At 69.1% G+C, this 20,126-nt stretch carries 15 protein-coding genes and 1 pseudogene; 13 read left to right on the top strand and 3 right to left on the bottom strand.

What is annotated here, in order from left to right; genetic code table 11:
- The first annotated feature begins 151 nt into the window (after window positions 1-151).
- From ACZ45O_RS09215 to wrbA, 6 genes are all read left to right on the top strand, one after another.
- Entirely contained in the window at window positions 152-1,876 is a 1,725-nt protein-coding gene (locus ACZ45O_RS09215; protein WP_464852421.1) for an ATP-binding protein, read from the top strand.
- On the top strand, window positions 1,873-4,086 hold the full coding sequence (locus ACZ45O_RS09210) for a VWA domain-containing protein (protein ID WP_464852420.1): 2,214 nt from the start codon (window positions 1,873-1,875) through the stop codon (window positions 4,084-4,086). Before ACZ45O_RS09215 ends, ACZ45O_RS09210 begins: the two co-directional genes overlap by 4 nt.
- Before the next feature lie 172 nt (window positions 4,087-4,258).
- Window positions 4,259-6,838 carry a single-stranded-DNA-specific exonuclease RecJ gene (gene recJ, locus ACZ45O_RS09205; protein WP_464852419.1) on the top strand — a complete coding sequence of 860 codons (2,580 nt, stop codon included), beginning with the start codon at window positions 4,259-4,261 and terminating at the stop codon, window positions 6,836-6,838.
- A gap of 62 nt (window positions 6,839-6,900) precedes the next feature.
- On the top strand, window positions 6,901-7,413 hold the full coding sequence (locus ACZ45O_RS09200) for an adenine phosphoribosyltransferase (RefSeq protein WP_464852418.1): 513 nt from the start codon (window positions 6,901-6,903) through the stop codon (window positions 7,411-7,413).
- Window positions 7,414-7,448: 35 nt separating this feature from the next.
- Window positions 7,449-9,656, top strand: coding sequence for a RelA/SpoT family protein (locus ACZ45O_RS09195; RefSeq protein ID WP_464852417.1), 2,208 nt, complete (start codon window positions 7,449-7,451; stop codon window positions 9,654-9,656).
- Window positions 9,657-9,982: 326 nt separating this feature from the next.
- Entirely contained in the window at window positions 9,983-10,600 is a 618-nt protein-coding gene (gene wrbA / locus ACZ45O_RS09190; protein ID WP_464852416.1) for an NAD(P)H:quinone oxidoreductase, read from the top strand.
- A gap of 56 nt (window positions 10,601-10,656) precedes the next feature.
- Here the strand turns inward: wrbA and ACZ45O_RS09185 are convergent, their stop codons facing one another.
- Window positions 10,657-11,067, bottom strand: coding sequence for a diadenylate cyclase (locus ACZ45O_RS09185; protein ID WP_464852414.1), 411 nt, complete (start codon window positions 11,065-11,067; stop codon window positions 10,657-10,659).
- A gap of 447 nt (window positions 11,068-11,514) precedes the next feature.
- A complete protein-coding gene (locus ACZ45O_RS09180) occupies window positions 11,515-12,711 on the bottom strand; it encodes a DoxX family membrane protein (protein ID WP_464852412.1) in 1,197 nt (398 codons plus the stop codon).
- 52 nt (window positions 12,712-12,763) lie between these two features.
- On the opposite strand from ACZ45O_RS09180, the gene pepF reads away from it, so the two are divergent.
- From pepF to ACZ45O_RS09160, 4 genes and pseudogenes are all read left to right on the top strand, one after another.
- Window positions 12,764-14,557 carry an oligoendopeptidase F gene (pepF, locus tag ACZ45O_RS09175; RefSeq protein WP_464852410.1) on the top strand — a complete coding sequence of 598 codons (1,794 nt, stop codon included), beginning with the start codon at window positions 12,764-12,766 and terminating at the stop codon, window positions 14,555-14,557.
- Between the two features lie 153 nt (window positions 14,558-14,710).
- Window positions 14,711-14,842: pseudogene (gene scfA, locus ACZ45O_RS09170) on the top strand (six-cysteine ranthipeptide SCIFF); the annotation flags it as partial.
- Window positions 14,843-14,959: 117 nt separating this feature from the next.
- Window positions 14,960-16,375 (top strand): thioether cross-link-forming SCIFF peptide maturase, encoded by a 1,416-nt coding sequence (gene scfB / locus ACZ45O_RS09165; RefSeq protein ID WP_464852408.1) that lies wholly within the window; start codon window positions 14,960-14,962, stop codon window positions 16,373-16,375.
- Between the two features lie 84 nt (window positions 16,376-16,459).
- Window positions 16,460-17,332, top strand: a complete 873-nt coding sequence (locus ACZ45O_RS09160; protein WP_464852406.1) for a serine hydrolase — start codon at window positions 16,460-16,462, stop codon at window positions 17,330-17,332.
- 315 nt (window positions 17,333-17,647) lie between these two features.
- Here ACZ45O_RS09160 and ACZ45O_RS09155 read toward each other — a convergent pair whose 3' ends face one another.
- Entirely contained in the window at window positions 17,648-18,172 is a 525-nt protein-coding gene (locus tag ACZ45O_RS09155; protein ID WP_464852405.1) for a DoxX family membrane protein, read from the bottom strand.
- Window positions 18,173-18,436: 264 nt separating this feature from the next.
- On the opposite strand from ACZ45O_RS09155, the gene dtd reads away from it, so the two are divergent.
- The 3 genes from dtd to ACZ45O_RS09140 all read left to right on the top strand — a co-directional run bounded on the left by dtd (window position 18,437) and on the right by ACZ45O_RS09140 (window position 20,069).
- Window positions 18,437-18,886 (top strand): D-aminoacyl-tRNA deacylase, encoded by a 450-nt coding sequence (gene dtd, locus ACZ45O_RS09150; protein ID WP_464852403.1) that lies wholly within the window; start codon window positions 18,437-18,439, stop codon window positions 18,884-18,886.
- Window positions 18,887-19,018: 132 nt separating this feature from the next.
- A complete protein-coding gene (locus tag ACZ45O_RS09145; RefSeq protein WP_464852401.1) occupies window positions 19,019-19,342 on the top strand; it encodes a hypothetical protein in 324 nt (107 codons plus the stop codon).
- A gap of 106 nt (window positions 19,343-19,448) precedes the next feature.
- Entirely contained in the window at window positions 19,449-20,069 is a 621-nt protein-coding gene (locus ACZ45O_RS09140; protein ID WP_464852399.1) for an MBL fold metallo-hydrolase, read from the top strand.
- Window positions 20,070-20,126 lie beyond the last annotated feature (57 nt).

Below are 20,126 nucleotides of genomic sequence, written 5' to 3'. Positions count from 1 at the left end.
CATGGCCGGTGTGTGCACTGCGGTGTGCGTTCGCCCCCACGTCGACACGTTGTCGAGCGATATTCTGGCGTCAATGACAAGCCGCGAGGGAGTTTTTTCCCAGGGTTTGGTTACACTAGGCATGATCGCTGCGACGTTCGGGGGGTATGACATGGAATCTGTTCTCGGCCTGGTGCGGCATCCCGGCAATGATGCGCTCTTCCGGGCCGTGGAGATGTCGCTGGTCTCCACGCTGGCCGGAAGGCCCCTCCACATCCACGCCGAGGGGCTGCGGGGCACCGGCAAGACGACCATCATGCGGCGGGTGCGGCGAGTGCTGCCCCGCATCCCGCGCATACGGGGGTGCCTCTACAACTGCGACCCGTCTGCTCCCCACTGCCCCGTCCACCGGCACCTGAGCCCGGAGGAGGTGGCCGCGCTGGGCGAGGAGCGGGTGCCGATGCCGTTCCTGGAGATCTCCCACGCGGCCAAGATCGGCACGGTGGTGGGCTCCATCGACCTGAGCCGGCTGGTGAGCGCCACCAACCCCGAGGCCGCCCTGCTGCCCGGAACCATTCCGCAGGCCCACCGGGGCATCATCTTCGTGGACGAGATCAACCGGCTGGCTGAGACCTCGCCTGAACTGGCCGACGTGCTCCTGGACGTGATGGGAACCCGGCCGGGACGGGTGCAGATCGAGGAGACCGGCCTGCCGCCGGTGGAGCTGCCCGTGCTGGTCTCGGTCTGGGCGGCCTCCAATCCCGACGAGGAGCCGGGGCCGCTGGAAGAGATTCGCCGGCAGCTGAGCGACCGCTTCGATTTTGCCATTTACACCGACCGGCCGGGCGATCCGGGGGTGGTGGAGCAGATCCTCGCTGCCGCCGAAGCAGGTGAACCGGCCCGGCGCAGCATCGCCGAGACGAAGGCGGAACTCTGGCGCACCCGGCTCACCCTGCGCACGGCCGAGTTGCGCAAGGTGGCGGTGCCGTCCGGGCTGCGCCGGCAGGTCGCGGGGCTGTACAGCCAGTTCGACCTGGAATCGCTGCGGGCGGTGGAGGCGATTCAGGCCGGGGTCCGGCTCTCTGCCTGCCTGGAGGGCCGCACCGAGGTGCAGCTGGCGGACCTGCTGCGGGTGGCGCCGCTGGCCCTGCGGCATCGGGTGGATCCTGAGCTGCTGCGGCGGGTGACCAGCTATCTGGCCGAGGCGGCGGCCCAGCCGGAGGCGGCGCCAGCCGCCGGAGCCGCTCAGGCGACCCATGCTGCCGGCGCCGCCCATGCTGCTAACGTTGCTCATTCTGCCAGCGTCGCTCATGCTGCCAACGTTGCTCATGCTGCCGCCGCCGCCCACGCTGCTAACGCTGCGCAGGCTGACAACGCCGCGCGTGCTCCTAACGTCGGCAACGCCGGACACGCTCACGCCGGCGCCGCCCCCCGCCCCCGTTTCCCCGGCCTCTCCTTCGGCGGTGTGCTGGCCGAACCGGCGCAGGCCGCATCCGGCGGGGGTGAGCGGAGGCCCGGCTCCGGTGCCGGCGTCCCGGGGTCTACCCAGACCCGGGCGGCTGGTGCAGCGGGGCCTCAGGGCGGCGCAGGCGGAGTGCAGGCCGGGGCGGGCGCGGGATCCCGTGCGAGTGATCCGGCCGCATCGCAGGTGGGAGAGGGGAGCGGACCGGGTAACGGAACTCCGGCTCCGCCCCGCGCCGACGCAACCCAGGCGCGGCCGCGGGGCAGAGGCGGGACCTCGTGGCTGCGGCGGGCGCTGTCCCAGCTGGGGCTGGCCCCGGCCCTGCCTGATCCGGCTGAGCTGCCGCCGCAGGCGCCGCCCCACCCGGCCAGGCCGCTCAGCGCCCTGGCGCCCGAGGAGTGGGTGCGGACCGAAGAGGAGCTGAGCCGCTCGTGACGGGCCCGGGGCAGCGGCCGAGCCAGGGGGGGCCGGCGTACGGGTGGCAGGCAAAGCTCGCCCGCGCCCTGCGGGAGGGCAGGGGCGTCCGCCTGGGCGAGGCGGCGGTGGTGAGCCGGGGGCTGCACGTGGTGGAGCTGCGCGAGCCGGGCCGCGTGGTCATCATGCGCGGGGTCGACTTCGGGCAGGCGGCGTACGGGCTGGCCGATCCGGGGCAGGTGGTCCACATCGACGTGTTCCATGCCGTTGCCGACGTGGACCACCGCGCCGTGGCCGCGGCGGTGCGGCGCGCGCTGGAGGCGCTGCCGGCCCCGCCCGGCGCGGGGCCCGGCCGGCTCCTGGCCGACTACTTCGACCTGGGCACCGCCACCGGCGGCGGCCGGGTGACCAGCGGGATGGACCGCATGGTCAACCGCTCCGCCAAGGCCGCGCACCGGAACCACGTCCACCTGGCGGGGCTGCTGCCCGACGAGGACCTGGCGCTGGTCTGGCGGATCGTGGCGGCGGTGGAGGCCGCCATCCTCGCGCAGGGCGTGGAGCTCCGGCGCGTGGACCGGCTCGCGCACCGGTGGGGCGGCGTCCGCTCCGGCGAGGATTCGGACCTGAGCCGCTACTACGGGGACAACCTGGACTCCTACATCAATCGAAACCGGTCCGGGCGCACCGGGCAGCCGGCGGGGAGCCTGGGCGCCCGCCTGGGGACCGGTGGCCTGGGGAACGGCGGCCTGGGGCGCGGCGGGCTCGGCGACGACGGAGGCGCCGGCAACCTGGGGCCCGGCAGCCTGAGGAGCGGCGGCGTGGGGAGCGGCGCGCTCGGCGCTGACGAGCTGGGCGCCGGAGGGCTCGACGCCGGCAGCCTGTGGAGCGGTCAGGCGGGGGCGGCCGCCGAACCGGCAGGCGGCCGTGGTCCGGGGGGCGGCGGAGGACCCGGAGGTGGCAGAGGATCCGGAGGTGGCAGAGGATCCGGAGGTGGCAGAGGATCCGGAGGTGGCATAGGACCCGGAGGCGGCGGGGGACCGGGGAGCGGCGGCCCCGGCGGGAGCCCGGGCAGCGGCTGGGCGGAGGGCCCCCGTGAGCAGGCGGCCCGTGCGCTGCAGGAAGCGCGGGAGGCCGAGCGGATGCTGCAGGCCCTGACGCTCGCCCGCAAGCTGGGCTCGCCGGACGACCTGGCGCGCATCCTGGAAGACCTGAACCGGGAGCAGGGCTGGTCGGCGCTCTACCAGGGCGGGGGCAACCAGGCCCCCTTCATCCTGCGGCAGCTGGAGGAGGCCGGCCTGGTCCGCAAGGAGATCCGGGGCATGCGGCTGACGCCGGAGGGGAAGGAGCTCCTGGCCTTCCTGCGGCGCCGGCTGCGGGATGTGAAGCTGCGCTTCCGCAAGCTGATCCGCCGGGTTCCCGGCCGCAGCGCCGGGCTGCGCCGCCGGCGCCCGGGCCAGGGCGCCCCTTCTCCCGAGGTGCGTTACGGCGTGGTGCGCGGGGCCGCGCCGGCCGAGCCCGGCGCCTGGCTGAACGACGTGGCGGTGCCCGAGACCGTCACCGCCGCCATCCGGCGGGCCCACCTGGAGCGGGTCCGGCAGCGGGAAGCCGGGCTGCCGGCGGACGGGCCGGTGCGCGTCAGGCTGGAGCGCCGGGACATCCACCTCCATCTCCGGTCGGCGGAGCAGGCGCTGCACCTCTGCTTGCTCATCGACGCCAGCGCTTCCATGGCCGGCCGGCGCATCATGGCGGCCAAGCACCTGGCCCGCCACCTGCTGGTCTCCACGCGGGACCGCATCGCCGTCATCGCGTTCCAGGAGCGCGATGTGCGGGTGTACGTGCCGTTCACCCGCAACTACGGGGTGGTGGAGGAAGGGCTCGCGCGCATCCAGCCGATGGGGCTGACGCCGCTGGCGCACGGGCTCACCCAGTCCATGGAGCTGATCGCCAGCGCCCGGGTGCGCCGGCCGCTGCTGTTGCTCATCACCGATGGCATTCCCACCGTGCCCAAGTGGACGGTGGATCCCCTGGCCGACGCCATCGAGGCCGCCAGGCGGCTGCGCGCCCAGCGGATTCCGTTCAGCTGCATCGGGCTGCAGCCCTCGCGCCGCTACCTGGAGCAGCTGACGAAGCAGGCGGGCGGAACCCTGCACGTGGTGGACGAGCTCTCGGAGGAGTCGCTGATCCGCATTGCGCATCACGAGCGGCAGCGGTTGGCCCCGCACGCGCACTGAGGCTGGCTGATGTGCCGGGAGGCTGGCGGCCGCAGAAGGTGGCAAACTCACGCACAGGGGCAGGGATCGCACACCGGTGTCTCGAAAAGAGAAGTGTCTTAAGCAATGACGAGCCCCCCGGCAGCCGCTCGCTGCGGGGGGCAGTACATGGTTTACGGGGAGTGAGCACGGGGTGGCGCGACCCTACCGACCCAAACGATGGCGGCCGGAGCTGGCCGACCCAGCCGGCTCCCGCCTCCTGTCCCGGCAGCTCTCGATCTCACCCGTCACCGCGCAGGTACTGATCAACCGCGGCCTGCGCACGCCCGAGGCGGCGCAGGCCTTCCTGACCCCGGGGCGCGGCCAGATTCACGACCCCTTCCGGCTGAAGGGCATGCGCGAGGCCGTCGACCTGATCCGCGCGCGCCTGGCACACGGCGGTCCGATCATGATCTACGGCGACTACGACGCCGACGGGGTGACCGCGACGGCCACGCTGGTGCTGGCCCTGCGCGCCCTGGGGGCGGAGGTCGCGTATTACATTCCCGACCGGTTCAGCGAGGGCTACGGCCTTCACGCCCAGGCCCTGCGGGCCATCCGCGAGCGCGGCTACGACTTCGTGGTGACGGTGGACACCGGGGTGACGGCGGTGGCCGAGGCGCAGCTCGCCCGGGAGCTGGGCATGACGCTGATCGTCACCGACCATCACGAGCCGGGGCCCGCGCTGCCCGACGTGCCGGCCCTGATCAACCCCAGGCGGCCGGACTGCACGTATCCCTTCAAGGGGCTCGCCGGGGTCGGGGTCGCGTTCAAGCTGGCGCTCGCCCTCGGGGCGCCCAACGTCTGGGACCTGCTGGATATCGTGACCCTCGGCACCATCGCCGACCTGATGCCGCTGGTGGAGGAGAACCGGGCCATCGCCCGGGAGGGGCTCTCCCGCCTGGGCGCCACGCACAGGCCCGGCCTCAGGGCGCTCATGCAGGTGGCCGGTGTCAAGGCGCCGGTCACCGCGGGGCACGTCGGCTTCGCCCTGGGCCCCCGCATCAACGCGCTGGGGCGCATGAGCACGGCTGAGGCCGGGGTCGAGCTGCTGCTGACGGAGGACCCGGCCCGGGCGGAGGAGCTGGCCCGCCGCCTGGACGACGAGAACCGGGCGCGGCAGGAGATCGAGGCGGCGATTCTGGAGGAGGCCCTGGCGCAGGCGGCCGCGCTGCCGCCGGAGGAGCGTGAGTACGCACTGGTCCTGGCCGGCGAGGGCTGGCACCACGGCGTGGTCGGCATCTGCGCCTCACGGGTGCTGGAGGTCTACCACCGGCCGACGATCCTGCTCTCCATCGAGGGGGATGAGGTGCGGGGCTCCGCCCGGTCGATTCCGGGCTTTCACATGCAGCGGGCGCTCCTGCAGATGTCCGATCTGTTCAGCCGGTTCGGCGGGCACGCGATGGCCGCCGGCCTGAGCCTGCGCAGCCCCGACCTGGTGCCCGAGCTCCGCCGGCGGCTGAACCGGCTGGCGGCGGAGTGGCTGGAGCCGGAGGACCTGGTCCCCGAGCAGCGGGTGGACGCCTTCGTGCCGCTGGACCACATCGACGAGCGGCTGATCGCGGAGCTGTCGGCCCTGGAGCCCTTCGGCCTGGGGAACCCCGCGCCGGTGCTGGCGACGGACATGCTCCAGGTGGTGGATGGCCGTCCGATCGGCCGGGAGGGGCAGCACCTGAAGCTGTTCCTGCGGGCGGAGGACGGCGGGGCGTCGGCCCCTGTGGAGGCGGTGGGCTGGAACATGGCCGCGGTCATGCCCGAGCGGGGGCAGCAGATCGCGGTGGCCTACCAGCCCGAGATCAACACGTACATGGGCCGCAGCCGGATCCAGCTGGTGCTGAAGGATATGAAGGCAGCCGTCGGCCACAGCCCCTTCCGCCTGACCGAGGACCACTGCCTGGCGTGGGATCCGGCGTCGCCCGCGGAAGACGGGGCGCCGGCCTCCCTGCCCGGGCAGGTCGTGGACGGGCGGGGCGGGCGGCTGGCGGAGCTGCTGGCGGCGACGGCCGCGCCGGTGCATGAGGTCGCTTCCACCGGTGAGGGCCTCGCGGCTCCGGGCGCAGGGACAATAGACGACGAGCTGGGCAGCGCCGACGAGGAGGCGGATCCGCGCCTCGTTTACCTGGCGGCGCTCTGCCGGCCGGAGGACGCCCGGGTCCTGGTCCTGGCGGGGAGCCCGTGGGCGGCGGCGGCGCTGGCCGAGCGGCTGGAGCGGTTCGGCCCGGAGATGCGGCGGGCGGCGGTCCTCTGGCTGCCGGGGGAGCCGGAGCCGGCGGCGGGGCGGCTGGTGGTGGCCGTCCACGGTCTGGTGGCCCGGGGGGCGTACAGCGATGCCGTGCTCTGGCACCCGCCGTACAGGAGCCAGGGCTATCCGGGGGAGCGGCTGCACCTGCTCTGGGAAGACGAGGACTGGGAGCTCGCGGCGGAGGCTCTGGGCTGGCCCTGTCCCGACCGGGATGTCCTGGTTCACCTCTACCGGCTGCTGCAGGCGGGCGAGGCCAGTTCCGAGGCCCTGGCGCGGCGGCTGGGCGAGGTGCCCGGTCCCTGGAACCGGCTGCGGTACGAGAGCGGGATGGCGGTCTTCCGGGAAATCGGACTGCTGGATGGAGCCGGGCGGATCTGCGCGGCGCGGGGCGTCCGGTTTGATCTGGAGGCGAGCCCGCGCTACCGGCGCGGGCAGGAGATCCGGGCGCAGCTCGCGGCCAGGAGCACGTTCCCCGGTTTTGCCGGTGCCTGATTCGCAAATGTTGGCCGATGGCGGAACAGGCAATATAATGAGATGTGAGGGGGCTATGATTCATGGATTTCAAATCCAAGATCCGCACGGTCGAAGATTTCCCGAAGCCCGGGATCTCTTTTAAGGACATCACGACCCTGCTCCAGGACGGAGAGGCCTTCCACGCGGCGATCGAGACCATGGCCGCCCACTTTGAGCCGAGGGGAATTGACATGGTGACGGGCCCTGAGGCCCGCGGATACATTTTTGCCTCGGCGCTGGCCTACCGGCTCCGGGCCGGGTTCGTGCCCATCCGCAAGCCGGGCAAGCTGCCCTGGAAGACTCGCAGCATCTCGTATCAACTGGAGTACGGCGAGGATACGCTGGAGGTACACGAGGATGCGTTCCAGCCCGGGCAGAAGGTGCTGGTGGTCGACGACCTGCTGGCGACGGGCGGCACGATCCGGGCCACGATTGACCTGGTGGAGTCGCTGGGCGCCAAGGTGGAGGGCGTCGCCTTCCTGGTCGAACTGACGGAGCTCGGCGGGAGGAAGCGGCTGGAGGGCCACGAAGTCATTTCGCTGGTGCAGTTCTGAAACTTGTCGAAAGGCGGGAAAGGAGGGTGACAGCCGTGATCGATATTCAGCCGCTCATCGACAAGGTGCTTGCCTACCATCCGACCGCGGATGTCGCCCTGATCCAGGACGCCTTCGAGTTTGCACACATGGCCCATGACGGGCAGTGCCGCCGCTCGGGTGAGCCGTACATCACGCACCCGGTGGCCGTGGCGGAGATCGTGGCCTCGCTGGAACTGGATGCCGAGTCCATTGCCGCCGCGCTCCTGCACGATGTGCTGGAGGACTGCGGGGTGACGTTCGCGGAACTGGAGCAACGGTTCGGCAAGGAGGTTGCCACGCTGGTGGACGGCGTCTCCAAGCTGGACCGGCTCCAGTTCACATCGCGGGACGAGGCGCAGGTGGAAAACCTGCGCAAGATGTTTCTGGCGATGGCCAAGGACCTGCGCGTCATCCTGATCAAGCTGTCTGACCGTCTCCACAACATGCGCACCCTGAAGCACCAGCCTTCGGACGCGCAGGTGCGCATCGCGCAGGAGACGATGGACATCTACGCGCCCCTGGCCCACCGGCTGGGCCTCAGCGAGATCAAGTGGGAGCTGGAGGATCTCTCCTTCCGCATCCTGGAGCCCGACCGCTACCAGGAGATGGCCTACCTGGTGGCCCGCCGGCGGCAGGAGCGGATGGCGATCACCCAGGACCTGATGGATCAGCTCCAGGAGGTGCTGGAGAAGGAGGGCATCAAGGCCGACATCTCCGGCCGTCCAAAGCACTTTTACTCCATTTACAAGAAGATGTATCGGCAGGGCAAGGACATCTCGCAGATCTACGACCTCATCGCGATCCGCATCATCGTCGAAGAGGTCAAGGACTGCTACGCCGTGCTGGGCATCATCCACAGCCACTGGAAACCCCTGCCGCTACGGTTCAAGGACTATATCGCGACGCCGAAGCCCAACATGTACCAGTCGCTGCACACGACGGTGATCGGTCCGCACGGCGAGCCCTTCGAGATTCAGATCCGCACCTACGAGATGCACCGCACCGCCGAGTTCGGCGTGGCGGCGCACTGGTCGTACAAGGAAGGCAAGACCGACAAGGAGTTCGACAGAAAGCTACAATGGCTGCGGTCGCTCCTTGAGTGGCACCAGGAGATCCGCGATGCCCGGGAGTTCGTCGAGTCGGTCAAGGTCGACATCTTCTCCGACCAGGTCTTCGTCTTCTCGCCGAAGGGGCATGTGTTCAGCCTGCCGGCGGGAGGCACCCCGCTCGATTTCGCCTTCGCCGTGCACTCCGACATCGGCTACCAGTGCGTCGGGGCCAAGGTGAACGGCAAGATCACGCCGCTCGACACACCGCTGAAGAACGGCGACGTGGTGGAGATCCTCACCTCCAAGCAGTCGCCGGGCCCCTCCATCGACTGGCTGAAGATCGTCAAGACCGCATCGGCCAAGAACAAGATCCGCCAGTTTTTCCGGCGGGAGCGCCGGGAGGAAAACCTGGCCCGCGGCAAGGAGATCCTGAAGGGCGAGGTGCAGAAGACCGGCATCGAGGCGCACGAACTGATGCGGGACGACTGGCTGGCCGAGGTCTGCCGGCGCGTGAGCGTGAAGGACCTCGACGACCTGTACGTGGCCATCGGCATCGGTTCGCTCAACGCCGGTTCCGTCGTCTCCCGGCTGCGGGAGATGTACGAGAAGGAGCGGCGCGCGAAGGAGCCTGCCCCGCCCGTCGAGATCGAGAAGAAGGACTGGGCCGGCTACGGGAAGGCCTCCAACGGGATCCGGGTCAAGGGCGTCTCCAACCTGGTGGTGCGGCTCTCCCGGTGCTGCACGCCGGTTCCCGGCGACCCGATCATCGGCTACGTCACCCGGGGCCGCGGGGTCACCGTGCACCGGCTGGACTGCCCGAATATGGAGGATCTGACCAAGGACCCCGACCGGCTGATCGAGGTGGCCTGGGAGGAGAACTACCAGACCTCGAGCCCGGTTGCGGTGCAGGTCATCGCGCTGGATCGGGCAGGCCTGCTGGCCGACGTGGTGTCGATTATTGCCGACGCCCGGATCAACATGCTGTCCACGGCCAGCCGGGCCAACAAGTCGAAGATTGCCACGCTGGACCTGGTGCTGGAGATCAAGGATGCCCAGCAGCTGCAGTACGTCATGAATAAGATTCAGAAGGTGCGCGACGTCATGCACGTGGAGCGCGTGGTGCGTGAACGGCGCAGGAAACGTGCGTCGAAGGCGGCAGGCGGAGGAAAGTGAGGCTGGCTGTGAGCGGTTGGCGGTGAGCGGTGAGCTGTGAGACTGGCTGTGAGCAGTGGGCAGTGAGCAGTGGGCTGTGAGCGGTGGGCCTTGCGCAGTCGGCCTTGCGCAGCGGGGCATGGGGATCGTCGGGCGTGATGAGTGTTGGGGCAGCTGGCGGTTGAGGACCGCGGGCTGCCCGTTGCGCGTCTCGGCGGGGGTATGACGGAAGCCGCGCGCTCTGCCGGCGGAGAGGGTGCATCCCGCCGCGGCCCTGAGGGATACTATCTGATGCCGCTCTGGCGGGCGAGTTTGCTTCTCGAGACATGCCCCTGAGGAGGAGGGAGATGGCTGCTGTCAAAGTCGCAGTGATCTACTACAGTTCCACGGGAAACACGTACCAGATGGCGGAGGCGGTTGCAGCCGGGGCCCGGGAGGCGGGGGCGGAGGTGCGCGTCGGCAAGGTGCAGGAGCTGGCGCCGGAGTCCGCCATCGCCCAGAACCCTGCCTGGAAGGCCCACATCGAGCAGACCAGGAACGTGCCGGTGGCTTCGCTGGATGATCTGGAGTGGGCGGATGCGATCATCCTCGGAACGCCCTCCCGCTTTGGCACGATGGCATCGCAGCTGAAACAGTTCATCGACACGACCGGCGGCCTCTGGTTCCAGGGGAAGCTGGCCAACAAGGTCGCCGCAGGGTTTGTGACCGCTTCGAACGCCCACGGCGGCCAGGAGGCCACCATCCTGTCGATGTACCACACGTTCTACCACTGGGGGTGCATCGTCGCCGCGCCCGGCTACACCGACCAGGTGATGTTCGCGGCAGGCGGCAACCCCTACGGTGCGAGTGCGACCGGAACGGACAACGGCGTCACGGAACAGGAGTTGGCGGGAGCCCGGTACATGGGAAGACGGGTAGCCACTGTGGCGGGTTGGGTCAAGTCCGGCTCGGAAGCCCGGGTCTGACACGGCGATCACCCCAGGCCTTGCGCCCGGGGTTATTCTCTTTGTGCGGAGATCCGCTAGGACTTGCCCGACAGTGTGATGATCTGATCGACCAGGCGCCGCGTGTCCTGAACGGCGTACAGCTGACCGCGGATGGCGATCGAGACGGTGCCCGTCTCTTCGGATACGACGATGACCAGCGCATCGCTGCGCTCGCTGAGCCCCACCGCCGCGCGGTGGCGGGTGCCGAACTTCCGGGACGTGCCGGCCATGGATGCGGCCAGCGGGAACACGCAGGCGCAGCCGGGCCACGCCCGCGCCGATCTCTGCCAGCCCGTGCATTTCCGGCGGGAGACAGGTCTGAAGGTGGTGCTCCAGGATGACCTCCTCGGCCTTCTGTGCCTGGCGCCGCAGATCCGTCGCCCTGGCCAGGATGACGTCACAGGTCTCGCCCGAGTCAAACGCCCCGATTGTCTGCTGAACGGCATCGGCGATCTCGTCCAGGTGCTTGCGGATGCGGACGCGGGCCCAGTCCGACAGAAAGACATACCGTCCACTGGCCATCGGACAGCTCCCCTCACAGCGCGGACATCAATCCCACCGTACAGGTTGAGCGCTTAATGATAGGATAGGCATAAGGATCTGCGGAGAAGTGGGGTGAGCGATTGGTCGAGGTCAGACCCGGGGTGCTCGGGTACATCGTGACGCCATCGGAGCCCACATGTGAAGATCAGGTCAAGTATATGCGGGAGTGGCTCGTTCTCAAGACGGTAGACGCCCGCCAGGTTCTTCCCGAGGCATCGCCCGGCAGCAAGGCGACATTCTTCGTCAGTCAGAGCATCGGCCTTCGCCAGGGGCGCGCACTCTTACACGTATTCTTCCAGTGTCGGTAGTTTGAACGGGGGGATCGGCGCGCGGCGCCGGTCCCCCTTCCTCTAGACCGGAACGGCCCGGCCCGCGAGGACCCGGGACGCGATGGCGGCGACCCGGCTGCCCAGGTGGCGGGCCCCGGCCAGCTCCGCCTCGACCGGGCCGGTATCCGTGCCCAGGGCGCTGGCGCCGTACGGATTGCCGCCGGCTTGGAAGACGACATCGTGGGTGTACCCCGGCGCCACCACGATGGATCCCCAGTGGTAGAGGGTGGTGTACAGGGCCAGGATCGTCGCTTCCTGGCCGCCGTGCGGGTTGGAGGCCGTCACAAAGCCCGCTGCCACCTTGTTGGCCAGCTTGCCCTGCGCCCAGAGCCCACCGGCGGTATCGATGAACTGTTTCATCTGCGAAGCAATCGTGCCGAAGCGGGTCGGGCTTCCCAGGATGATGCCGTCTGCCCACTCCAGGTCGCTGAACTGCGCCGTCGGGACATCCTTCGTCTGCTCGTGGAAGGCCTTCCATGCCGGGTTTTGTGCGATGGCCTCCTCGGGCGCCAGCTCGGCGATGCGCGGCGCGTTGGGCAGATTCGCGCCCGAGACCCCTGAGCGCACCGCGGCAGCCGCGGCCGAAGGGGCCTCACCCATCGGCGGTGTGGCCTCATCCCGGGCTGCGGTGGTCGCACTCCCGGGCGCGGCGGCCTCATCCCGGGCTGCGGGGGTCGCACTTCCGGGCGCTGCCGCTTCATCCCAGGCTGCGGTGGTCACACCCCCGGGCGCTGCCGCCTCACCCCCGGGCGCCGTGGAAGCATTGGCCGGAGCCCTTTCGACCGCGCCCACGCCGCTGAACGCCAGCGAAAGCGTCCCGGCCAGCAGCGCAAAGTCGAACTCCCAGCCGGGCATGCCCTCCGGGGTGACGAAGCCCAGCGCCCACTTGGCCGTGAATGTGGCACCCAGGAGGATGACGGAGAGGGCGATGGCCGCGATGCGCATCCCTATGCCCGTGATCAACGCCAGGCCGCCGAGCAGTTCCACCGCGCCGACCACCAGCGAGAAGGGGCCGGGGAGCCCGATGGACGCGAAGAACGCGGCCATGGCGGTCGGCGTCAGGAACAGCTTGGCCGCCCCGTGGTAGATGAAGATGATGCCGATGCCCAGGCGCAGGATCCACGAAAACGCCCCGCCGGCGGACCCAAGCCCGGCGGGAGCCTGCCCGGGCGCGTGGCGCGGAACGCCGGGAAGCCGGTGCAGGTAGGAGGGCCCCATTGTCGAATACAGTTTCAACCGACGCCAACGGCGAAGGAAGGAGTAGTGTCTCATGCGACTCCGCCGGAACGAGGTGCCCGTGGAGCAGACCTGGAACCTGGAGGACCTGTTCGCGTCGCCCGCCGACTGGGAGGCCGAGGGGAAGGCGATCGAGAACGACCTGCCGACCGTGACCCAGTACAAGGGCCGCCTGGCCGAGGGGGCGGCCACGCTCGCCGCTGCGGTGAAGGCGTTTGAAGCGCTGCTGGAGCGGGGCGAACGCTGGGCCATCTATGCCGAGCTGCGGCTGACCGGAGACGGATCGGACCCCGAGAACCAGGCGATGGCGGCCAGGGCCCACGCCCTGACGGCCCAGTTCATGGCGGCGACGGCCTTTCTGAAGTCCGAGATCCTCGCCCTGCCGGAGGGGCAGGTCGAGGCGTGGATGGCTGAGGAGCCCGAGCTGGCCGTGTACCGGCCCCATCTGGAGCAGATCCTGATCGAGCGGCCGTACATGCTGCACCCCCAGACCGAGGAGGCCCTGGCCGCCCTGGGCGAGGTCATGGAAGCGCCGTTCATCACCTACGAGCGGGCCCGCTCCTCCGACATGACTTTCGATCCGGTCAAGGCCCCCGACGGGCGGGAACTGCCCGTATCCTGCGCGCTGTACGAGGATGAGCTGGAGCTCTCGGCAGACACGGCGGTGCGGCGGGCGGCCTTCGACTCCTTCACCCGGGGCCTGGCAGCCTACCAGAACACCCTCGCCGCCACGTTCGCGACCGAGGTCAAGAAGAACGTCGTCATGGCCCGGCTGCGGGGCTACGAGTCGGTCACGCACATGCTGCTGGCCCCGCACCGCATCGACCACGCGGTCTACTACAACCTGCTGGATGTGATCCAGTCCGAGCTGGCGCCGCACATGCGCCGGTACGCCAGGCTGCGCAAGCGGGTGCTCGGGCTCGATGAGATGCGCTACTGCGACATCGAGGCGCCGCTGGATCCCGAGTACAATCCCCCGGTCACCAGGGAGGAGGCCGGCAGGCTCGTGCTGGAGGCCCTCAGCGTGCTGGGGCCGGAGTACCGGGCGATCGTCGGGCGGGCGCTGAACGAGCGCTGGATCGACTGGGCCGACAACGTGGGCAAGCAGGCCGGCGCCTTCTGCACCTCGCCTTACGGCGCGCACTCCTACATCCTGCTGACCTTCACGGGCCAGTTGCGCTCGGCGTTCACCCTGGCCCACGAGCTGGGCCACGCCGGCCACTTCGAGCTCGCGAACCGGCACCAGCGGCTGCTCAACACCGAGCCCAGCCTGTTCTTCGTGGAGGCTCCGTCCACGTTGAACGAGCTCCTTCTGGCGGACCACATCCTGAAGGGCGCCGAAGACAGGCGCATGCGCCGCTGGGTCATCATGCAGCTCCTGATGACCTACCATCACAACTTCGTCCGCCACCTGCTGGAGGCGGAGCTGCAGCGCCGCATCTACGAGCAGGCCGAGCAGGGCACCCCGATCACGGCGAAGCTGCTTTCCGAGACGAAGGGGGCCATCCTGGAGCGGTTCTGGGGCGGCGAGGTGGTCATCGACGAGGGCGCCCGGCTCACCTGGATGCGCCAGCCCCACTACTACATGGGGCTCTATCCGTACACCTACTCCGCCGGGCTCACCTGCGGCACCGCGGTGGCGCAGCGGATCCGGGAAGAGGGGCAGCCGGCGGCGGAGCAGTGGCTGGAGGTCCTGAAGCTCGGCGGCAGCCTGCCGCCCATGGAGCTGATGGCCCGGGCGGGGGTCGACATGACGAAGCCCGAAGCCATTCGCAAGGCCGTCGCCTACGTGGGCTCCCTGATCGACGAACTGGAGGCATCGTTCTGAGCGCCAGGGCGGCGGTCTCCGCGGGCGGGGCCGCCGCCCCGCCCGCGCATGGCACATCGGCGCTAGACGAGAATAGCGCTTTAGTACTACACAGGTTTGCGCCTGGAAGGGTTATACTATAATGGTGTAATCCAAGCGATTGGAGGGTTTTCAGTGGCGAGGCACATCCGCACCCTGACGGCGCCGCGCCTGCAGACGACGGTGCAGTTCGCGGGTTGCACGGACTGCGCGGTCTCCTGCCAGTCGGCCTGCAAGACGTCCTGTACCGTGGGCAATATCGTCTGCTCCGTCAGCAGCCTGACGAGCCCTGCGGCCGAGCAGGTTCGGATCCACGAGGCGACCAGGCGGTAGCCAAAGGGGCCGGGCAGAGCGCCCGGCCCTTCTTCTGGGAGGGAATCGGCCGTGCAGCACGGTGAAATCCATAGGTTTGAGATGCAGGGCACCAGGCTGGTGCTCGATGTTCATAGCGGCAGCCTGCACCAGGTGGACGACCTGGTGTGGGACCTGCTGGAGTTCGGGGCGGAGGGCCCCACCGAGGCTGACCTGGAGGGGCTGCGGGCGCGCTACGGCGCCGACCAGGTGGACGAGGCGATGGCGGAGATCGCTCAGCTCCGGGCCCAGGGGCTCTTGTTCGCCCCGCCGCCCGACTGGGAGCCGGTGATGCCCAAGCCCGGCGACCCGCTGCGGGCGATCTGCCTTAACATTGCCCACGCCTGCAATCTGAAGTGCACCTACTGCTTCGCCGACGACGGCACCTACGGCGGCCGGGCGAAGCTGATGCCGTTTGAGGTGGCCCGGCAGGCGGTGGACCTGCTCATCCGGCTGAGCGGGCCCCGGCCCGTCTGCGAGGTGGACTTCTTCGGCGGCGAGCCGCTGATGAACTGGGACGTGGTCAGGCAGACGATTGCCTACGCCCGGGAGGCCGGGCGAAAGGCCGGCAAGACCTTCACCTTCACGCTGACCACCAACGGGACCTTGCTGACGCCGGAGATCCTGGATGAGCTGGACCGGGAGGAAGTCAGCCTGATTCTGAGCCTCGACGGCCGGCCCGAGGTCCACGACGCCAAGCGTTCGGGCTCCAGCCGGAAGGTGGAGCAGGCGATCCGCATGGTGCTGGACCGCAGGGCGCCGGGCGGCCGGCCGGCGTGGGAGTACGGCGCGGCCCAGGGCGCGACGGGCCGGGGAGCCTACGCGGTGCTGCGGGGCACCTACACCGCGGACAACCTGGACTTCGCGGAGGACGCCCGCTACATGGTGGACGAGATGAAGTCGCCCCACTTCTCGCTGGAGCCGGTCATCGCGACGCCCGATGAGCCGTATGCGCTCCGGCAGGAGCACCTGCCGCAGCTCCTGGCCGAGTACGAGCGGCTGGCGGTGGAGGTGGACCGGCGGCGCCGGGAGGGGCGGCCGATCACCTTCCACCACTTCGCGGTGGAGGCGGAGACCGGCCCCTGCCTGCCCCGCCGGGTGCAGGGCTGCGGCGCCGGCGTGCAGTACCTGGCGGTTACGCCCGAGGGCGACCTCTACCCGTGCCACCAGTTCGTCGGGCGGGAGCAGTTCCGGCTGGGCAACGTGGCAAAAGGCGTCGTGGAGAAGGAGCTGCAGGCCCGCCTGGCCGGGTGCCACATTTACACGAAGGAATCGTGTCCCACCTGCTGGGCCCGGTACTACTGCAGCGGCGGATGCCACGCCAACGCGGACCTGCTGAACGGCGACATCTTCAAGCCCGAGTCCATCGGGTGCGAGCTCACGAAGAAGCGGGTGGAGTGCGCGCTCTGGCTCAGGGCGCAGGCGCTGCTGGACGAGGCCGGCGACTGACGAGAGGGGCCCCGTTCGTACGGGCAACCTATCTTGCGGTGATGACAGATGGCACGGCGGGCATTGCACCGGCGGCGGGCATGGTTGTGCCTGGCGCTGGCGGGTCTGCTTGCGCTGGCCCCGGTCACCGCAGGGGCAGACCCGGGGTTGCCGTCGCAGCTGCGGACACCGGAGAGCGCGGCTGACGTGGTGCGCCGGATCGAGCAGGTGACGCGGTGGGCGCCCGGCTTGATCAGCGTCTGGTACTATGACCTCTCCGCCCACGAGTACTTCGGTCTGAACGCGGACGAGGTGCATGCGGCGGCCAGCACGGTAAAGGTGCTGATCGCCGCGTACCTTTACCACCTCGCTGCGACGGGTCAGCTGTCGCTGGACGAGCCGGTGGCCCTGCGCGCGGTGGACTGGATGGACGGGTCGGGGATCCTCAACGGCGCCCCGGAGGGAACCCGGTTTACGCTGCGGGAGCTTGCCCATATCATGCTGGTGCACAGCGACAACACGGCGGCCAACGCGCTGATGCGCACGCTGGGGGTCCGGCCGATGGTCCGGTACTACCGCAGCCTGGGCATCCGTTACGGCGGCCCCCGCCTGCACACGCCGCAGCAAGTCTGGCAGGACAACCGCATCGCCCCCGAAGACCTGGGGATCGTCCTGCGCAACATCTGGGAGGCGGCCCAGCGTTCGCCCGAGCCCTGGGCGGAGCTGCTGACCTTCATGCAGGAGTCTCGCTCCAAGAGCCGGATCCCCGGCGGCCTGCCTCCGCATGTGCCGGTGGCCAACAAGACGGGGTCCAAGGGGACGTCATTTCACGATGCGGCCATCGTGCTGGCCCGGCGACCCTACGTGCTGGTGGTGATGACGCACGGGATGACGGCGCGGGAGGCCAGCTATTACATCGCCGCCGTCTCCCGGGAGGTGTGGGAATGGCATGATCGGCGGGCGGCCCGTCGGCCCTGACCTGCCCCATCGCGCCTGAAAGCCCGCCGGGGAGGCGGGCTTTCAGGGTATCCAAGGGGCGGGCGAGAGCGGGCTTGATGAACTGCTGCGTGCGGCGTGCGTGCTGGCGAGATTGAGCCGGATGAACTGCTGCGTGCGGCGTGCGTGCTGGCGAGATTTGGCCGGATGAACTGCTGCGTGCGGTGTGCTCGCTGGCGAGATTGAGCTGCATGAACTGCTGCGTGTGCCGTACGTGCTGGTGCGATCGAGTCTGATGAAATGCTCCGTGTGGCGTGCGTGCTCGTGAGGTTCAGCTCAGGTCCGAATGCTGCGGGGTCAGGCTCTCTGCGCTGCTGCGCCGCTCTCACCGGGCAGGATCCGTGCAAGTGCCTTGCGGTAGATGGGCCGGAAGTAGTAGTCGATTCCGAGGTAGCCGGCATAGGCGCCGCCAAGGCTGACGAGGATGAACTGCAGGATCAGGTAGTTGGGGTTGCTGCTGATGGTGCCGCTGAGCAGGAAAGCGAAGTTCATGACCATGCCCATCGTTGCTGCGAAGATGGTGGCGAAGCCGAAGATCAGCGCCAGGCCGACGAGGAACTCGCCCCAGGGAATCAAGAAGTTGAAGAGACCGACGTTGGGGAGTGCGAACCCTTCGAGAAAGCTTCCCCACCAGGGCTGGACGACGGGCTTGGCGCCCTCGGCGGCCGGGATCGACTTGGCGATGGCCCCCTTCAGGAAGCCGGTGGCGTCGAATCCGTCGACGATCTTGTGCCATCCTGCGACCATCCACTGGTAACCGACGTACAGGCGAATCACGAGCCAAATCCAGCTGCTCTTAGGGCTCTGGAAGAAGTTCGTCATCTGGCCATCCCTCCTGTTATCTCTGGCGTGGGGTGGCGTGGCGTCTGCACCGTCAGGAGTGCGTCGGCTGTTTCTGGCTTGATAGTACAACGAGAATGATTCTCATCCAATCCGGCGCACGCACCATTGGAGGAGTAGTCTGAACGGTCTACTGACCGGGCCTGCACCGTGCGCCGTGGTAGGGTGCAGTATGCGCCCGTGGAGGAGTTCTTCGGGCCGGGGGCGTATCCCCCGGGACATGAAGCAAGTGAGGAGGCAGTTGTCTTGCGGGCTGTCGTACAGCGGGTGAGCCGCGCTCGGGTAACCGTGGCAGGTGAGGTGGTGGGCCAGATCGGCCAGGGGTATGTGGTGCTGCTCGGGGTGTCAAAGGAGGACGACGAGGCCGCCGCCGACTTCATGGCCGAGAAGATCGCGGGCCTCCGGGTGTTCGAGGACGAGGCGGGGAAGATGAACCGGTCGATTCAGGAGGCCGGGGGGGCCATTCTGGCGGTCAGCCAGTTCACGCTGTACGGTGACGTGAAGAGGGGCCGGCGGCCCGGCTTCGACCGGGCGGCCCGGCCGGAGCAGGCCGAGCCGCTGTATGAGCGGTTCGTCCGGCGGCTGCGGGAGATGGGGCTCCAGGTCGAGACCGGCCGGTTTCAGACCCACATGGAGGTGGAGCTGGTCAACGACGGGCCGGTGACGATTCTGATCGACTCGGAGAAGACCTTCTGACGCCGGGGAGGAGGCGCCGATCTGCCCGATCCGAACCTCCCGCTCACTGTCAGATAAAACCTTACAAATCTCTGGCCTGTCCGGTTCGCCTCCGGTACCATTGGGAAAAGGGTACAGCGGAGGTGGATCGGTATGGCATCCTGGACCGACGAACTGGTGTCCCGTGTTCAGGCCCTGGCCGAGCTGACTGACGACCTCCACGCCCGACTGACCCACGTGGAGGCCGGCCTCGAGCGCCAGCGCGCCGACAGCGCACGCCTCTGGGCGGAGCATCGGGAGGTGGTGGCCGAGCTCCGCAGCGCACTGCTGCCCCTGAAGTCCCGGATGGGCTTCGTCGAGGGGCGGCTGGACGGAAAGAAGGAGACCGCCACCCTCCTGATCAGCGCCTTCCTCTCGGCCGTGGCCGTCCTCGTATCGGCCCTGCTGGGCATCCTGAGCCTGCACGGGCCGGGTTGAATCCGGCGACTTGCGCCGGGGGCCAATCTGCCTATACTGGGAAGTAGAGACGGCAAGATCATCTGCCGGGACCTCGTCGTCCCGGCCTCTTTATGGAGGAAATCCCATGCGCATGTGGTACCGTGCCCTCGGCGATTTCGGGGCCAACTGCTACATCGTCGCCTGCAGCGAGACCCGCCAGGCGCTCGTGATTGACCCCGGCGTTCCCGATCCGTGGATCCAGTCCTGCGTTGCGGAAAACGACCTGACGGTCGCCGGCATCATCCTCACGCACGGCCACCTCGATCACATCGGCGGGGTGGACTGGGTGAAGGGATGGAGCGGCGCGCCGGTGGCCATCCACGAGGCCGACGCCGCCTGCCTCACCAGCCCGTCGCTCAACGGCAGCCTTTACTTCGGCGTGCAGGTGAAGGCCGCCCCGGCCGACCGGCTCCTGCGGGACGGCGATGAGGTGCAGGCCGGCCACCTGCGCTTCCAGGTGATCCACACTCCGGGCCACAGCCCCGGCGGCATCTGCCTGTACCGCCAGGGCCACCTGTTCGTCGGCGACACCCTCTTCGCCGGCTCCATCGGCCGCACCGACCTGCCCGGGGGCGACTTCCACACGCTGATCACGGCCATCAAGGCGCGGCTGCTCACCCTGCCGCCGGACACCGCCGTCTACCCGGGGCACGGCCCGGCCACCACCATCGGGGACGAAAAGGCGTACAACCCCTTCCTGGCGTAGCGGCCGGGAGCCTGTCCTTGACATTCCTTTCCTATCTTGGGTATAATCTGGTCGATT

The organism is Symbiobacterium turbinis, assembly GCF_055383075.1.
This window is presented reverse-complemented; position numbering and strand designations above follow the sequence as displayed.